A 14,278-nucleotide genomic window follows, 5' to 3' on the forward strand; every position below is an offset into this window, starting at 1 on the left:
AACAAAGGCTTCGCTTGCATCGCGCCGTGAATTGAGCTTATAGGCAGGCATCTCCCATTTCAATCCGAAAGTCTCACACGCAAACAAGGCCGCCCATTGGGCGGCCTTGTTTGTAAATGCTCAAAGAATACGGTCTGCTGAAATAGCGCAGCCAATAATCCGCGAAATCGCTGATTATGCGGATGCCGAGCTCAGCTTAGGAGCATCGGTAGGCAGGCCAGTTGTATCCTGGCCAGCAGCGAGACGCTCACGCTCCTCCTTCTTGCCGTAGGTGTCGAGGATAATCGGTGTAGCGATGAACAGCGACGAGTATGTGCCGAAAATCATACCGATAATCATCGAGAACGAGAACGAGCGCAGCGTTTCGCCACCGAAGATGTACAACACGATAACCACCATCAGGATGGTCGAAGACGTAATGATGGTCCGTGAAAAAGTCGAGTTCAAAGCCGGGTTCACTACTTGGGCGAAGGTCAGCTTGGGATTCTCGCGCAGGTATTCCCGGATACGGTCGTAGATAACCACGGTGTCGTTCATCGAGAAGCCCAGCACCGTGAGCACGGCAGCCACGAAAATCTGGTCCATCTCATACGTCACGCCGAAAGCGCGGGCAATGGGGAAGGCCGCGATAACGAGCAGCGCATCGTGGAACAGAGCCACCACGGCCGCCATGGAGAACTGCCACTTATCGAAGCGGAACAACACGTAGATGAAGATACCCAGCAGCGTGAGGCCCAGCGAAAGCACCGAAGTGCGCTTGATGTCGTCGGCAATGGTGGCGCCCACTTTCGTGCTCGACTTAATTTCCGGAGCATCGGCGCTGTACTTCTGCAGGCCTTGGTTGAGGGCCGTCAATACGGTGGCATCAGCCGCTGTGCTTTCGTCCTGGGCCAGGTAGCCCGTGGTGACACGCAGGCGGTTGGGGCTGCCGAATTGCTTCACTTCAAGGCCCGCACCCTTGAAAGCTGGGCGCAGCTGGTCGGCCACGTTGGAGGCAATCATGGTCTTGTTGAAATCAACTACATAAGCCCGGCCACCCTGGAAATCGACACCCAGGTTGGGGCCGCCCTGCACAGCCATCAGGCCAAAGCCGATGAGAATAACAATCGTGGAGAAAGCATAAGCAATTTTGCGCTTGCCCACGATGTCAAAGTTGAGGTTCTTGAACAAGTTGCGCGACAGGAAGGTGTCGAAGGTCAGGCTGTGGTCGTCCTTGCCCTTTACCATCCACTCGATGATGAGGCGCGACACGAACACGGCCGACAGGAACGACGTGAGTACACCAATACCAAGGGTAACGGCGAAGCTCTGCACCGGGCCCGTGCCGAAGAAGCCGAGAATCACGGCAATCAGCATGGTGGTTACGTTCGAGTCGAAAATGGCCGAGAAAGCGCGTGAGTAGCCTTTGTTGATGGCATCGGGCACAGTCAGGCCATGGGCCAGTTCTTCCCGAATGCGTTCGAAAATCAACACGTTGGCGTCAATAGCCGAGGCAATCACCAGAATCAAACCCGCGATGCCGGGCAGTGTGAGGGCCGTGCCGAACTGCGCCAGCACACCCAGAATCAGGAACATGTTGAAGAGCAGCGATACGTCGGCTACCAGGCCAGCGCGGCCGTAGTAGGCGGCCATGAAAATCATGATGATAATCAACCCAGCCAGCGACGAGTACAAACCTTGGTTGATGGCTTCCTTGCCGAGCGAAGGGCCCACAATGGCTTCTTCCACAATGCGCGTAGGAGCAGGCAGTTTACCAGCCTTGAGCTGGTTGGCCAGGTCCTGGGTGTCTTCAATGGCGAAGCTGCCTGTAATGCTGGTGCCGCCGCCCGTAATCTCGCTCTGCACCACCGGGGCCGAGCACACGTAGTCATCGAGCACCATGGCTACCTGGCGGCCAATGTTGGCGCCGGTCATCTTAGCCCACTTGCGCGAGCCAGCGGGGGTCATGTTCATCAGTACTTCGGGCTGGCCGTTCTGGCCAATGTCCGAGCGGGCGTCGCTGATTACTTCGCCGCTCAATGGGGGCACGCCGTTGCGGGTTTTGCGCACGGGCACCAGCTCCAGGTATTCCTGCTTGTCAATGGTGGTCGGCTTCAGGTTCCAGAGCAGGGCCAGGGTGGGGGGCAGTATGGCTTTAGCTTCGGGCGAGCGCAGGATGGCGTTCATGCGAGCGGTGTCGCGCAGGTTCACGCCTAGGCGGCCGGGCATGGTGAAGAGGCGGGCCAACTGGCCGCCTTTGGCCGAGGTGGCAGCCGAGTCAGCAGCGGCATCCTTGGTTTTCTTGGCAAGCTGGGCAGCAAGGGAAGTGGTGTCGCCAGCAGCGGCCGTAGTAGCTGTAGCGTTAGCAGGCTTGGTGCCGGCTTTTGCAGCGGCTTCTTTGGCCGAAAGCTGCTGGTCGAGCTGCACTAGATAAGGGCCTACTTCGTTCTGGTTCCATACCTCCCAGAACTCCAATTTGGCTTGGCCTTGTAGCAGTTTGCGCACGCGGTCGGGGTTGTCGACGCCAGGCAGCTCAATCTGGATGCGGCCGGTGCCCTTCACGCGCTGAATGCTGGGCTGGTTCACGCCAAACTTGTCGACGCGGGTACGCAGGATGTTGAACGAGCGGTCGATGGCTTCGTCAACTTCTTTGTCGATGGCGGCAATTACCTTGTCGTTCGACGAGTTGATGTCGATGCCGCGGCTCTTGTTGGTGGTATTGGCGAAGGTGGTGGCCAACGGCTTGCCGGGAGCAACTGCTTGGTAAGCCTGCGAGAAGAGCGTCGTAAACGGCGTGCCCGAATTGGTTTTTTGGGCTTCCTGTGCTTGCTCGAGGGCCTTGTTGAACGCGGGGTCTTTGCTGTTGCCGCTCATGGCTTTCACGATTTCCACCGGCGAAACCTCCAGCGTTACGTGCATGCCGCCTTTCAGGTCGAGGCCGAGGCCCAGTTCGCTCTGGCGCACTTCCCGGTAGGTGAAGGGGCCGAACACCGGCGCGCGCCACACCGAATCCAGGTAGTGCTGGCGGGCCGTTTCGTCGAGCTTGCCGTTGCGTGTGGCGTATGCCACTGCTTTCTGCTGCACCCCGCGCGAGACGTAGGTGAAGAACAGGAAGTACGCACACAGCGCCGTCACGACGACGGTGAGGGCGATGATTAATCCTTTGTTACGCATTGTGAAATCAATTAACAGTTGTCAGTGGGCAATTTTTAGTAAGCAGTGAAACGAGAGAATGGCAACTCAACAAGCCTCCGCCAACAGCCCGGAGCAACTCCGTCAACTGTTCACTGATAAGGCTTGGATGCCAACCAACTTTAGGGAGCTTGCGGCGACAGCGCCACGGCTAAAAGCCGGACCCGGAAAACCTCGCCGGCCCGAACGCCAGCGTGCAGACGCGGCACCGCCAGCGCCCGGCGCAACGCCGGGAGCCACATGGTCGGCACGGCCGAAGGCAGCCACGCTGCCAATGGAGGAGCCACAAAGTGCTCCAGCATCGCCGTGGCTTCCAGCAATACTTTTTGTTTCACCACCGTTGCCTTGGGCGGCGCGGCCAAGCGCGTCTCGCCTTTGCCCACTGGCAGGCGCAGTACGCTCACGGCACGTTGGTTCAGGCCCAGCACCAGCAGCACCGTGGCGGTGAGCAGGGCAAAGCGGAGCGAAAACCAAAAACGAGAGAGCAAGTCCAGCATGGGTATGTACGGGGACTGCAAAGATAATCTTTTGAAGTGAATGAAGGCAAGGTCAGCCATTACGCTCATTTGCAGCTTGTCAAGGTGCTATTTGAGCGCTTCAAAGGTGTATTGGGCATCGGCCCAGAAGGCATCAAGGGCAATGATGCGGGGCTTAAAAAACGAAATCAGCGCCGGCCAGTCGTCGCGGCTGAAGAGATTAACCGGGCTCAGCTCGGTGTAAATGCGGCTAAACGGACTGCCCTGGGCATCGGTAGCATCGGCTTCCCAGGTCCATTCCTCACCCAGCGCCTCGTGCAGTAGGGATTTCAACTCCAGAAACTGCTCAAAAAACAGCTCCCGGATGCCCGCATCCGGGTGGCTCAGCTCGATGGCAATGGTGGCCTTGCGATTGTCGGCCTGCATCCGGAAGTACAGATTCTTGACGCCGGTTTTGTAATTTATCCAGTTGGTAGTCTCGCCTTCGGCCGAAGGCACTGGGGCCATGTACTGCCCAAAAGCCGTCCAAAAAGCCTGGCGGAGCTGTGTTACTTCTGCTTTGCTATACATGCTGGTGGTGTCGGTGCAAAAAAAAGCACGTCGGGTAGGGCCCAACGTGCTTTTAAACCTATATCTCTCGCGAATAAATTCAGAGCCGTGGAGGATAGTGTTAATTAGCGTTCTGCCACCACCTTGCCTTGCAGGAAGCCTACCAGCACCTCCAATCCCCTCTCGAAGTGCCGGTTGTTTGGGATGACGATGTCAGCGTAGTGCTTGTATGGCGCGATGAACTGCTCGTAAGTAGGCGCCACGTGGTGCGTGTAGCGGTAGAGCACATCGGCCAAGTCATAGCCCCGCTCGTCGCGGTCGCGGATGATGCGGCGGTGCAGCTTCACATGCTCCTGAGCGTCGATGTACACTTTAAGGTCGAGCAGCTTGGCAATTTCTTCGAAGTGAAATACGAAGATGCCTTCCACCACCACAATGGGGGCCGGCCGGAACACCAGCTCCTTGGGGGTTACGGCCGCGTTATTGAAAGTGTATTCCGTGCGCCGCACTTCGTGGCCCTGGCTGATGCGCAGCACATCTTCGGCGTAAGCGGCCGCGTCGATGCTGGCGGGGAGGTCAAAGTTTTCGATGCCCTTATCGTCGCGCAGCTGCTTTTCACGAGGGTGATAGTAGTTGTCCTGCGAGATAAGGCAAATCTGGTCTTCGGGGAAGGCCGCCAATAGCCGGCGCAGAAAGGTGGTTTTGCCAGAAGCGCTGCCGCCGGTGATGCCAATAAGATAAGGGGTTTGCATAGCAGGCAAAGATAATGCTTGGCGGAATGAGGTACGAGAACCGAGGCCCGAAGAATTGACTAGTAGCGCCAAAACCCCTTCTGCCTCATTTCCTTATTCCGCATTCAAAAATGCCAGTAGCCCCGCCACAGCCCGCGCCCGGTGGCTGTGGCGGTTTTTCTCGGCGCCGCTCATTTCGGCAAACGTGCGGCCGTCGCCCTCGGCGGGCACAAACACGGGGTCGTACCCGAAGCCGCCCGTGCCCCGCGGCTCCTCCGTGATATGGCCCATTACTTCTCCGGCAAATTCCTGCACCGAGCCATCGGCACGGGCCAGGGCTACCACTGTCCGGAACCGGGCCGAGCGGTCGGTAGCGCCCCGGAGCTCCTGGATGAGCTTGGCCACGTTGTCGGAGGCCAGCCGTTGGGGGCCGGCGTACCGGGCCGAGTACACGCCCGGCTCGCCGTTGAGGGCGGTTACTTCCAGGCCGGTGTCGTCGGCAAAGCAATCCACGCTGTAGTGCTCGCGCACGTATTCGGCTTTCTGGCGGGCGTTGCCAGCCAGGGTGTCCTGGGTTTCGGGCAGTTCTTCCTGGCAGCCGATGTCGGCCAAGCTCAGCAACGTAAGGCCAACGGGGAGGAGCGGACGAATTTCTTCGAGCTTGTGCTCATTATTCGAGGCAAAGCAGAGTTGGGTCATATAATTAAAGGTGTCTTTGAGAGAGCGGGAAGCTAATTGTTAAGAAAGCGTCGGGCAGCAATTCTACTGGGCTCGTCGAAGGGAAGCTCGGCGTAGCTAAGCGTTGCTTTCGCTGCGTCTGCAAGTTATCTGTCATGCTGAGTCTGCGAAGCATCTTATCACGTTCGAACGAAAGGTTCAGGGGTGATTAGATGCTTCGCAAGCTCAGCATGACGGAGACGTTTTTAAAAGGCAACAACCTCATCCGCACGCACTCGCGGGGCGCCGGGTACGGAAAATATTGGGAGCAGAGTTGGGTATTTAGGAGCTAAGCTGTACTTTTGCAGTCCCTTCCGCAAAATCGGCAGGGTTCAACTGGTAAAACTGGCCCCCGATATGAAAAAAGAGACGCATCCCGAGTATCAGGAAGTCGTGTTCCAAGACACTTCCTCGGATTTTAAGTTCATCACCCGCTCCACGATGAAGCCGACCGACACCATCACGATGGAAGACGGCAAAACTTATCCGCTGGTGAAAATCGAAGTAAGCAGTGCTTCGCACCCCTTCTACACCGGCAAAAACATGTTCATTGACACGGCCGGCCGTGTGGAGAAGTTCCGCAGCCGCTACGCCAAGAAAGAGCAGAACAGCGCCAACAAAGAATAGCTGGTTAATTAGCTGTTAGTCACTGGCTGTCAGCTATTAGCTTTTTAAGAACTCCTTTCGGTGTGCCCGGAAGGAGTTTTTTTTGTGCCGGGCAGCTAAGCTGCCGGCCGTAGATTTGTGTTGCTCTAACGAAAAAGCTAATAGCCAACAGCTATTAGCCAATAGCTAAAAAACATGCACGTTCTGCTTTTTGATGACCCTGCCATTCGGCCGCACTTGCTGCCCTTCACCTTCACGCGGCCCGTGGCAGCCTTGCGCTGCGGCATCCTCACGCTGGCCGAGAAGTGGCAGCACCGGCTGGGGGCTGCATCGGTGGGCTACCTTACCCAGCCTTACCTGCAAGCCAAGTTTCCGGCTGGCAACGTGAGCGGCCCGGCCCTCGTCATCAACGGGGCCGTGTGCCCTGATGAGTTGCTTATTCGTCAAGTGCAGGCCCTGCGGCCCGGCCACGCCCTCTATTCCGACGATTTATTAGTGGCTGCCCACGTTGCCGATGCCTCCCTGGTGGCCGAGTTGATTCAGGATGGCCTGCCCGAAACCCAGCAAGTAGCCGAGCCGGTGGCCGTTATCAAGCGCCCCTGGCAGCTCTTCCTCTTTAATGGAGTGGAAATCCGGCGCGATTTCGCCTTGCTTACCCAAGGCCGCACCTCGCAGCCCGTGAATGACCCCCACACCATTGTGTATGGGGCCGAGAACATCTTCATTGAAGAAGGCGTGAAAATTCGCGCCGCCATTCTCAATGCCGAAGATGGCCCTATCTACCTAGGCAAAAACTCGCAGGTGCACGAGGGCGCGATTATCAAAGGTCCACTGGCTTTGTGCGAGGGTTCGCACATCAACGCCGGGGCCAAAATGCGCGGCGACAACACCGTGGGCCCGCATTCCAAAGTGGGCGGCGAAGTAGGCAACAGCATTTTGTTGGGCTATTCCAACAAAGGCCACGACGGCTACCTCGGCAACTCCGTGATTGGCGAATGGTGCAACCTGGGGGCCGATACCAATACTTCCAATCTCAAAAACAACTACGCGTCCGTCAAAATCTGGAGCCACGTGGCAAGCCGCTTCGTCGATACCGGCCAAACCTTCTGCGGCCTGATGATGGGCGACCACAGCAAGTGCGGCATTAATACCATGTTTAATACCGGCACGGTGGTGGGCGTGGGCGCCAATATTTTTGGGGCAGGCTTCCCACGCACGTTCATTCCGAGCTTCAGCTGGGGCGGTGCTGCGGGCTTCGAAACCTTTAAGCTTCCCAAAGTAGCGGAGGTGGCCGAGCGGGTAATGGCCCGGCGAGCGCTGCCTTATAATGAGGTGGAGCAGGGCATTATGAAGACGGTATTTGAGGCGACGGCCAAGGACAGAATTTGGGACAAGGAGAAAGCATGACCTTCGCCGAAATCCCCAACCAAGCCCCCGTCAAGCAGCTGCTGCGCCAATCGGTGCAGCGGCAGCACGTGGCGCACGCCCAGCTTTTTCGGGGCAGCGAGGGCGGTGCCGCGCTAGCACTGGCGTTGGCTTACGCCCAGTACCTAAACTGCGAAACGCGCACGCCGGACGCCGAGGACAGCTGCGGCCACTGCCCCGCCTGCACCAAAACCGCCAAGCTAGCTCACCCCGACCTAAACTTCATCGTGCCCGTGACAACCACCAAAACGGTGACTAAGGATGCGGTGAGTAACAAGTTTATGGGCGAGTGGCGCACCTTCGTGCTCGATAATCCCTACCAGGGCCTCAACGACTGGATGCAGCACATTGGGGCCGAGAACAAGCAGGGTAACATCTCCAAAGATGAAGCCGTGCAAATTCTCAAGCTGGTGTCTCTGAAGGCCTTCGAGGCGCGCTTCAAAATTGTCATCCTCTGGTTGCCCGAGCTGATGCACCCCGCTGCTGCTAACGCCGTGCTGAAGCTGCTGGAGGAGCCCCCGCCCGCCACCATCTTCCTGCTGGTGTCAAGTGCACCCGAGCAGTTGCTGCCCACCATCATCAGCCGGGTGCAGCCGGTGGTGGTGCGCCCCTTTTCGGAAGACGACATTACTAGTTACCTCCACGCCCAGCACCACGTGCCCGAGGCCAAAGCCCGGCAGGTAGCGCAGCTGGCTGACGGCAGCCTCGGAGCGGCCCTGGCGAGCCGCGACACCAACGCCGACAACGATTATTTCGAATTTTTCCGGGACTGGATGCGTCTGTGTTTCAACTACGGCAGCAAGGCGGGTGATATTCTGAAGAAAAGCGAAGAATTTCAGAAGCTGGGCCGTGAAAACCAGAAGGAGCTGCTGGCTTATTCGTTGGGGTTGATTCGCAAGGTGTTGCTGTTTGGTGTCGACCCAAAATTTGTGCCTCACTTAGCTGGCAGCGAACAACAATTCGTTATCGGCTTTGCCAAGTTTGTGACGCCACGCAACGCCGACCTGCTCACCAAAGAGCTGACCGATGCCCACTACCACATCGAGCGCAACGCCAATCCGCGCATGGTGTTTGTCGACAGCTCGCTACGCTTAGGCAGCCAATTGCGTCTGGCGCAGGCCTAAGGCGGCGAAGGCTTTCAATATCAAATAGAACCTACTACATGAGCTTTCCCATTCGCCTGGCCACGCGCGCCAGCCGCCTTGCCCTCTGGCAAACCGAGCACGTGGCCAGCCTACTAAACAACGCCGGCTTTGCCACCGAAATCGTGCCCATGCAAACCACTGGCGACGCTGTGCAGGACCGTTCCCTGGCCAAAATCGGATCAAAAGGCGTCTTCACCGAAGAGTTGGAGGAAAGCCTGCGGCGGCGCGAAACGCACCTGGCCGTGCACTCGGCCAAGGACGTGCAAAGCAGCATACCATCCGATTTGGAGTTGCTGGCCTTTCTGGAGCGCGAGCAGGTCAACGACGTGGTACTGAGCTTCAACGAACAGTTTTCGCTCAATAAGCCCGGAATTGTGCTGGGCACCAGCAGCACCCGCCGCAAGGCCCAGCTGCGCCGCTTCTACCCCGAGGCCACTACTGCCGAAGCCCGCGGCAACCTGCAGACGCGGCTCCGCAAGCTGGAGGAAGGCCAGTTCGATGCGCTGGTGCTGGCTTATGCCGGCGTGCACCGCATGGGCTACGACCACCTCGTGCGCCACGTGCTGCCCACCAATCTGTTTGTGCCCGCTACGGGGCAGGGCAGCATCGCCATCGAGTGCGCCGCCGACCTGGACGACGACCTGAAGGCCCAGCTCAAAACCGCCCTCGACCACCCCGCCACGCACACCTGCCTGCTGGCCGAGCGGGCCTTCCTGCATACCATGGAAGGCGGGTGCAGCATTCCCTCATTTGCCCTGGCCACGCTCGATGCCGAAGGCCTCCTGCGCCTGCATGGCGGGCTCATCAGCCTGAGCGGCGAGGAGTATGTGGAGGAAATTCAGCACGCCGAAGCGGCAGGTGCGCGCGGGCTGGGCGTGGCCGTGGCCGACTCGGTGCTGGCCCGTGGGGGCCGTGAAATACTGGCGAGCATTCGAGAACACCGCGGGTAAAGCCAAATGCTTCTTGCAAGCTGCTGACTCAGCGTTGCTCCCGAGCTGCTGTAATTTTGCTGGCACTTCTATCTTACCATTTCTCTTAAGTCATGTTCAATATCCATCGTCTGGGGTTGCTGCTGCTGGCCTTGTTGTGGATGGCTGGCCCCGCTTTCGCCACCGATAAACCCGCCAAGCCTACCAAAAGAAAAGGCCGCGACGAAGTCGTCACCATCACCACGACGCAAGGTGTTATCCGGCTTATTCTTTTTGATGACACTCCTCTGCACAAAGCCAACTTTCTGCAGAAAGCCAAAAGCGGATTCTACGACGGCACCTCGTTTCACCGCGTCATCCCAAACTTTATGATTCAGGGCGGCGACAGTAACTCCAAAGACGCTGACCCCAGCAACGATGGCCTGGGCCAAGCCAACGAAGGCACCATCCCGGCCGAATTTGCTGCTGGTCACCAGCACAACTACGGTGCCCTGGCCGCTGCACGCCAAGGCGATTTTGCCAACCCGCAGCGTGCCAGCAGCATCTCGCAGTTCTATCTGGTTCAAAACCGCAGTGGCACTCACTTTCTGGATGGACAGTACACGGTGTTTGGCCAAACGATTCAGGGCCTGGACGTCATCGACAAAATTGCCAACCTGCCGCGCAATGAACGCGACCACCCAGTTGCCGACATCAAGATGACCATGAAGACGCAGAAGTTGAACCGCAAGAAAATTGCCAAGCTCTACGGCTACACGTATTAAATTGAAACCAAAGGAGGAGGCCTGAACGATTGCTGCTCAAGCCGTTATTCAGGCCTCCTTCTTTCCTTTTCGCTCCGCTATGAAAATTCTCATCACGGGTTCCAACGGCCTGTTGGGCCAGAAACTAGTGGCGCTGCTTCGCCTCCAGGCAGAAATAGCAGTAGTAGCGACTTCCCGCGGGGCCAATAAACTGGCCGGCCTCTACCCCGACCTGTCTTTTATAACCCTTGATGTATCCGATGCTGCGCAGGTGCGGCAGGTGCTGGCGCAGGAGCGGCCGAGCCACGTTATCCACACGGCCGCCATGACCAATGTGGATGAATGCGAGCTAAACCAGGAAGCGTGCTGGCTGCACAACGTAACCGCGGTAGAACACCTCGTCGCTGCTTGCGCCGAGCAGAACATCCACCTTACCCACCTAAGCACCGATTTTATTTTTAGCGGCGAGGCAGGCCCCCTGGTAGAAGAAGATGAACCAGGCCCCGTGAATTTTTATGGCCAGAGCAAGCTCGCCGCCGAGCGCCTCGTGCAGGCCAGCGCCGGCCGCTGGGCCATAGCCCGCACGGTGCTGGTGTATGGGGTGGCGCATGAATACGGCCGCACCAACATTGTGGTGTGGGTGCGCGATTCCTTGCGCGCAGGCAAGCCCATTAAAGTAGTAGACGACCAATGGCGTACGCCTACCCTGGCTGAAGACCTCGCCCACGGCTGCTGGCTGCTGGCCCGCCATGGTGCGCAAGGCATCTACCACTTGAGCAGCGACGAACTGCTAACGCCCTACGCCATGGCCCTGCGCGTAGCCGACCACTTTAGCCTCGACAAAGAGTTGATTGAGCGGGTAACCGCCAGCACCTTTTCGCAGCCCGCCCGACGCCCGGCCCGCACTGGCTTTGTCATCGACAAAGCCCGCCGCGACCTCGGTTACCAGCCGCATTCTTTTGCCGAGGGCATCGGCATTGTAGGCAGCCAAAGCACAGCTGTGGTTGGCTAAAAAAAACCCACCGGGGTAGACGGCGGGTTTAAGCTCAACAGGGGTAGACAGTGAGCAAAGACGGGTGTGTTGGGTAGATGGTAGAGAGAGGGGTTGATGAAGTGATGCTAGCGCGAACTGGAGCGAACTGAAGACTTAGAAATGGGTCAGATGCTAAAAGAGAAGAGCTTTAAGCAGAAGGCCAGATTCCTACCAAAAGGCCACCTACTAGTACAGCGGTGCGGCCTAGCAAAGCGGCTTCGCCTAGGGCCCGCGGGACAACCATGCCATCGGGAGTAACAAAGTCGGTGGCACTTGATGCCGGACGACTTAGCACTTTCGAACGGCGGGAGGTAGTTAGCGAAGGGTAAATAAGTAAGTACATAAAACCATGGTAGAGGAGGGGAGTATAGGGCAACACGGATGAAAGGAGTCGCCCTAAGGCAATACAATGTTAAGGCCTGATTTTACCTGTAAAAAGGACACTATGCTTGCTATTTAGACATGTTAAATTCGATGTTTGAGGTAGAATATCACAATGAAATATCCCAAATTAACCACTGTCTGAAAGCAGTGTTTATTTCGACAGATTTTTAAATATATGATAAACAAAGGCTTGCTCCGGCAATCAGTTGAGGTGGGTCATGGTTCTAGTACTCATAAAAAAGTGTGATTTGTGACATCGGTACTGCTGGAACAGCAAGGGTCATTCCGGACATTTTTGCGGCCCGGTTTCTTATAGCATTTTCGCTAAGGTTAGCAACAGACTTAGGGCTTTTTGCTTAGTGATGTAAGGCTTAATATGGTTAATATCAATATAATAGCTGGAAAAACAAATCCCCACCAGGCGTCGGGGGCGTCGCGAACAGTGGCCATAAGTCGGCCCCAACTTGCTACGTTTGGCGGCAAGCCAATGCCCAAAAACGACAACGTACTCTCTAATCCCAGCAGGCCCGCTACACTCAATGGAAAGGCCACTCGTAGGGGCTGGAGAGCATGCGGCAAGGCATGTTGCAGCCAAATTCTATTTTCTGAAACCCCGGCCGCACGGGCTGCTTCTATAAAGGGAAGGGCACGCACGCGCAGCATTTGGGCACGTACCAAGCGGGCCGCATGCGGCCAGGTCGTAAGCGTAAAAAGCGCCAGTAAGCCGGAGGCCGACAAGCCCGAGCCGGCCGCAATGGCTACCACCAGCACCAAGCGGGGGATGGTATCAAGCGTAGTGGCGGCGCCCATCACCAGGGAATTGACGGGGACTGGCCAGGCAGCCAGGGCGCGTTGGCGCAACGAAGCGCCAGCTGCCAGGCCGGCGCCCAGAACCGCTACCGCCATCCCCAACCAGGGCATGGGCAATTGCAATGCCCACCACACCCCTCCTATGGCCAGTAGCCAATATGGAAACGCAACCCGGGCACGATTGCCACAAAACCCAGCGGCCCCGCCCAGCACGCCCCCCACCATAGCCGACAAAAGCGCTGCAGGCAAGGTGAGTAGCACGGCAGTGCGGGCCCCAAAGACGAGCAGGGTGAGCACGTCGCGGCCCTGGGGGTCGGTGCCCAGCCAATGAGAGTCTGAAGCAAAGGGTGGCTCGGAAGTATGTATCAAATCAAGCACGCCCGGCTGATAAGGCAAGGGTAGTACGTTGGCCAGCAGCGCGGTGAGGCCCACCAGAGTCAGCCAGGCAATGGCGAGCTTTTGTGGCCAAGAGGTAAGAGTGCGGGTCAAGGCTGCCAACGGATGCGGGGGTCGGCCCAGAGGTAGAGAAGGTCGGCGAGCAAAAGGGCCAGTAAGCGGGCTGCGCCTGTCAGCAGCACTCCCCCCACCAGCACAGGGTAGTCGCGGGAGGACGCGGCGTCCGCTAGCAAGCGGCCCATGCCGGGAAGCGCAAACACCACCTCCACGACCAAAGCCCCAGCCACCAGCGCCGGCAACAGCTCGCTGATTTGGGTGAGGGTGGGCAGCAGCGCGTTGCGCAGGGCATGGTGCCGGATTACGGCGCTGCCTGACAGACCCTTGGCGCGGGCAGTGGTGGCATAATCGGTGCCCAGCTCCTGGGTTAGGGCGGCGGTGAGCTGTAGGGTAAGGTCTGGCAGCGCCGTAAGGACGAGGGCCGATGTGGGCAGCACCATGTGCAGCAGGTAGGTGGCGGTGCGGGCCCAAGGGCTCGCCGTTGCGTTGGTGGGCTGGTCTAGCCCATATGCTGGAAACCAAGCAAAGACCTCGGGGTTGGCAAATAGCAGTAGCAAGAGCAGCGCCACCACAAAAAGCGGCAGCGCATGCAAGCTTACCAGCAAGGAGCGCACAGGGCGCTGCCACCACGGGCCAGCCGCCAGCCGCTGCGCCAGGGCCAGGGCCGCCAGGATGGCCAACAGGGCCGCCGTACCAGTAAGGGGTAAGGTATAAGCAAGGGCAGAAAACAGACGGGTACCTACGGCTTGACCAGTACGAAAAGATTTGCCCAAGTCACCTTGCAGCACGCCGATAAACCACCGGTGGTACTGATTGGCGAAGCCGTGCCACTGCCACCGGGTTGAGCTGGTACGGGAAGGCGCTTTACGTCCTACATAAAACAAGGGCAGGTCGAGACCCAGGCGGTGGAGGACAGCTGAGTGCGCCGCTTGGTATTGTGTTGAGTCGGAGGTGCTCCCGGCGCCGATAAGCTCCGACGAATCAGGCAAAGTAAATTGCGAGGCGGTATCAGTATCGTAGTGGCTTAGCAGAAAGACCACTGAGGCGAGGGCCCACACGGCGAGCAGCGTCCGAAAGAGACGCCAAAGTAATGACCACGCCATTGG

General features: G+C 58.0%; 13 protein-coding genes. 6 read left to right on the forward strand and 7 right to left on the reverse strand.

Translation table 11 applies throughout. The annotated features are described in order from the left end of the window. Positions 1–174: 174 nt before the first annotated feature. The 5 genes from secDF to rdgB all read right to left on the reverse strand — a co-directional run bounded on the left by secDF (position 175) and on the right by rdgB (position 5,626). Positions 175–3,153, reverse strand: coding sequence for a protein translocase subunit SecDF (gene secDF, locus ACP7AJ_RS12145; RefSeq protein ID WP_426060472.1), 2,979 nt, complete (start codon positions 3,151–3,153; stop codon positions 175–177). 140 nt (positions 3,154–3,293) lie between these two features. After that, positions 3,294–3,668, reverse strand: a complete 375-nt coding sequence (locus tag ACP7AJ_RS12150) for a hypothetical protein (protein WP_426060473.1) — start codon at positions 3,666–3,668, stop codon at positions 3,294–3,296. A gap of 87 nt (positions 3,669–3,755) precedes the next feature. Next, a complete protein-coding gene (locus ACP7AJ_RS12155; RefSeq protein WP_426060474.1) occupies positions 3,756–4,217 on the reverse strand; it encodes a DUF4268 domain-containing protein in 462 nt (153 codons plus the stop codon). Between the two features lie 104 nt (positions 4,218–4,321). After that, on the reverse strand, positions 4,322–4,948 hold the full coding sequence (locus ACP7AJ_RS12160; RefSeq protein WP_426060475.1) for a uridine kinase family protein: 627 nt from the start codon (positions 4,946–4,948) through the stop codon (positions 4,322–4,324). A gap of 93 nt (positions 4,949–5,041) precedes the next feature. After that, on the reverse strand, positions 5,042–5,626 hold the full coding sequence (rdgB, locus tag ACP7AJ_RS12165) for an RdgB/HAM1 family non-canonical purine NTP pyrophosphatase (protein WP_426060476.1): 585 nt from the start codon (positions 5,624–5,626) through the stop codon (positions 5,042–5,044). A 375-nt stretch (positions 5,627–6,001) separates the two neighbouring features. On the opposite strand from rdgB, the gene ACP7AJ_RS12170 reads away from it, so the two are divergent. The 6 genes from ACP7AJ_RS12170 (at position 6,002) to ACP7AJ_RS12195 (ending at position 11,504) form a co-directional block, all read left to right on the forward strand. Beyond that, the gene (locus tag ACP7AJ_RS12170; RefSeq protein ID WP_068191230.1) at positions 6,002–6,271 is read left to right on the forward strand and encodes a type B 50S ribosomal protein L31; all 270 of its coding nucleotides are present in this window, start codon (positions 6,002–6,004) and stop codon (positions 6,269–6,271) included. A 174-nt stretch (positions 6,272–6,445) separates the two neighbouring features. Continuing rightward, the gene (locus tag ACP7AJ_RS12175) at positions 6,446–7,657 is read left to right on the forward strand and encodes a GlmU family protein (protein WP_426060477.1); all 1,212 of its coding nucleotides are present in this window, start codon (positions 6,446–6,448) and stop codon (positions 7,655–7,657) included. Further along, a complete protein-coding gene (locus tag ACP7AJ_RS12180) occupies positions 7,654–8,799 on the forward strand; it encodes an ATP-binding protein (protein ID WP_426060478.1) in 1,146 nt (381 codons plus the stop codon). Before ACP7AJ_RS12175 ends, ACP7AJ_RS12180 begins: the two co-directional genes overlap by 4 nt. Before the next feature lie 38 nt (positions 8,800–8,837). Next, positions 8,838–9,770 (forward strand): hydroxymethylbilane synthase, encoded by a 933-nt coding sequence (hemC, locus tag ACP7AJ_RS12185; protein WP_426060479.1) that lies wholly within the window; start codon positions 8,838–8,840, stop codon positions 9,768–9,770. A gap of 92 nt (positions 9,771–9,862) precedes the next feature. Beyond that, positions 9,863–10,513, forward strand: coding sequence for a peptidylprolyl isomerase (locus tag ACP7AJ_RS12190; RefSeq protein ID WP_426060480.1), 651 nt, complete (start codon positions 9,863–9,865; stop codon positions 10,511–10,513). Between the two features lie 79 nt (positions 10,514–10,592). Beyond that, a complete protein-coding gene (locus ACP7AJ_RS12195) occupies positions 10,593–11,504 on the forward strand; it encodes an SDR family oxidoreductase (protein ID WP_426060481.1) in 912 nt (303 codons plus the stop codon). A 747-nt stretch (positions 11,505–12,251) separates the two neighbouring features. Here the strand turns inward: ACP7AJ_RS12195 and ACP7AJ_RS12200 are convergent. Together ACP7AJ_RS12200 and ACP7AJ_RS12205 are read right to left on the reverse strand one after the other, a co-directional pair. Continuing rightward, positions 12,252–13,208 (reverse strand): ABC transporter permease, encoded by a 957-nt coding sequence (locus ACP7AJ_RS12200; RefSeq protein WP_426060482.1) that lies wholly within the window; start codon positions 13,206–13,208, stop codon positions 12,252–12,254. Continuing rightward, complete coding sequence (locus ACP7AJ_RS12205; protein WP_426060483.1) at positions 13,205–14,275, reverse strand: ABC transporter permease; 1,071 nt, start codon at positions 14,273–14,275, stop codon at positions 13,205–13,207. The genes ACP7AJ_RS12200 and ACP7AJ_RS12205 overlap by 4 nt, the downstream gene beginning before the upstream one ends. Positions 14,276–14,278: the final 3 nt, after the last annotated feature.

It is taken from the genome of Hymenobacter sp. B1770, from assembly GCF_049896385.1.
GTDB lineage: Bacteria > Bacteroidota > Bacteroidia > Cytophagales > Hymenobacteraceae > Hymenobacter.

Coding starts and splice junctions, on each gene's coding strand:
- secDF (WP_426060472.1), bottom strand. CDS start 3,153: ATGCGTAACAAAGGATTAATCATCGCCCTCACCGTCGTCGTGACGGCG.
- rdgB (WP_426060476.1), bottom strand. CDS start 5,626: ATGACCCAACTCTGCTTTGCCTCGAATAATGAGCACAAGCTCGAAGAA.
- ACP7AJ_RS12150 (WP_426060473.1), bottom strand. CDS start 3,668: ATGCTGGACTTGCTCTCTCGTTTTTGGTTTTCGCTCCGCTTTGCCCTG.
- ACP7AJ_RS12170 (WP_068191230.1), top strand. CDS start 6,002: ATGAAAAAAGAGACGCATCCCGAGTATCAGGAAGTCGTGTTCCAAGAC.
- ACP7AJ_RS12155 (WP_426060474.1), bottom strand. CDS start 4,217: ATGTATAGCAAAGCAGAAGTAACACAGCTCCGCCAGGCTTTTTGGACG.
- ACP7AJ_RS12190 (WP_426060480.1), top strand. CDS start 9,863: ATGTTCAATATCCATCGTCTGGGGTTGCTGCTGCTGGCCTTGTTGTGG.
- hemC (WP_426060479.1), top strand. CDS start 8,838: ATGAGCTTTCCCATTCGCCTGGCCACGCGCGCCAGCCGCCTTGCCCTC.
- ACP7AJ_RS12205 (WP_426060483.1), bottom strand. CDS start 14,275: ATGGCGTGGTCATTACTTTGGCGTCTCTTTCGGACGCTGCTCGCCGTG.
- ACP7AJ_RS12180 (WP_426060478.1), top strand. CDS start 7,654: ATGACCTTCGCCGAAATCCCCAACCAAGCCCCCGTCAAGCAGCTGCTG.
- ACP7AJ_RS12195 (WP_426060481.1), top strand. CDS start 10,593: ATGAAAATTCTCATCACGGGTTCCAACGGCCTGTTGGGCCAGAAACTA.
- ACP7AJ_RS12160 (WP_426060475.1), bottom strand. CDS start 4,948: ATGCAAACCCCTTATCTTATTGGCATCACCGGCGGCAGCGCTTCTGGC.
- ACP7AJ_RS12175 (WP_426060477.1), top strand. CDS start 6,446: ATGCACGTTCTGCTTTTTGATGACCCTGCCATTCGGCCGCACTTGCTG.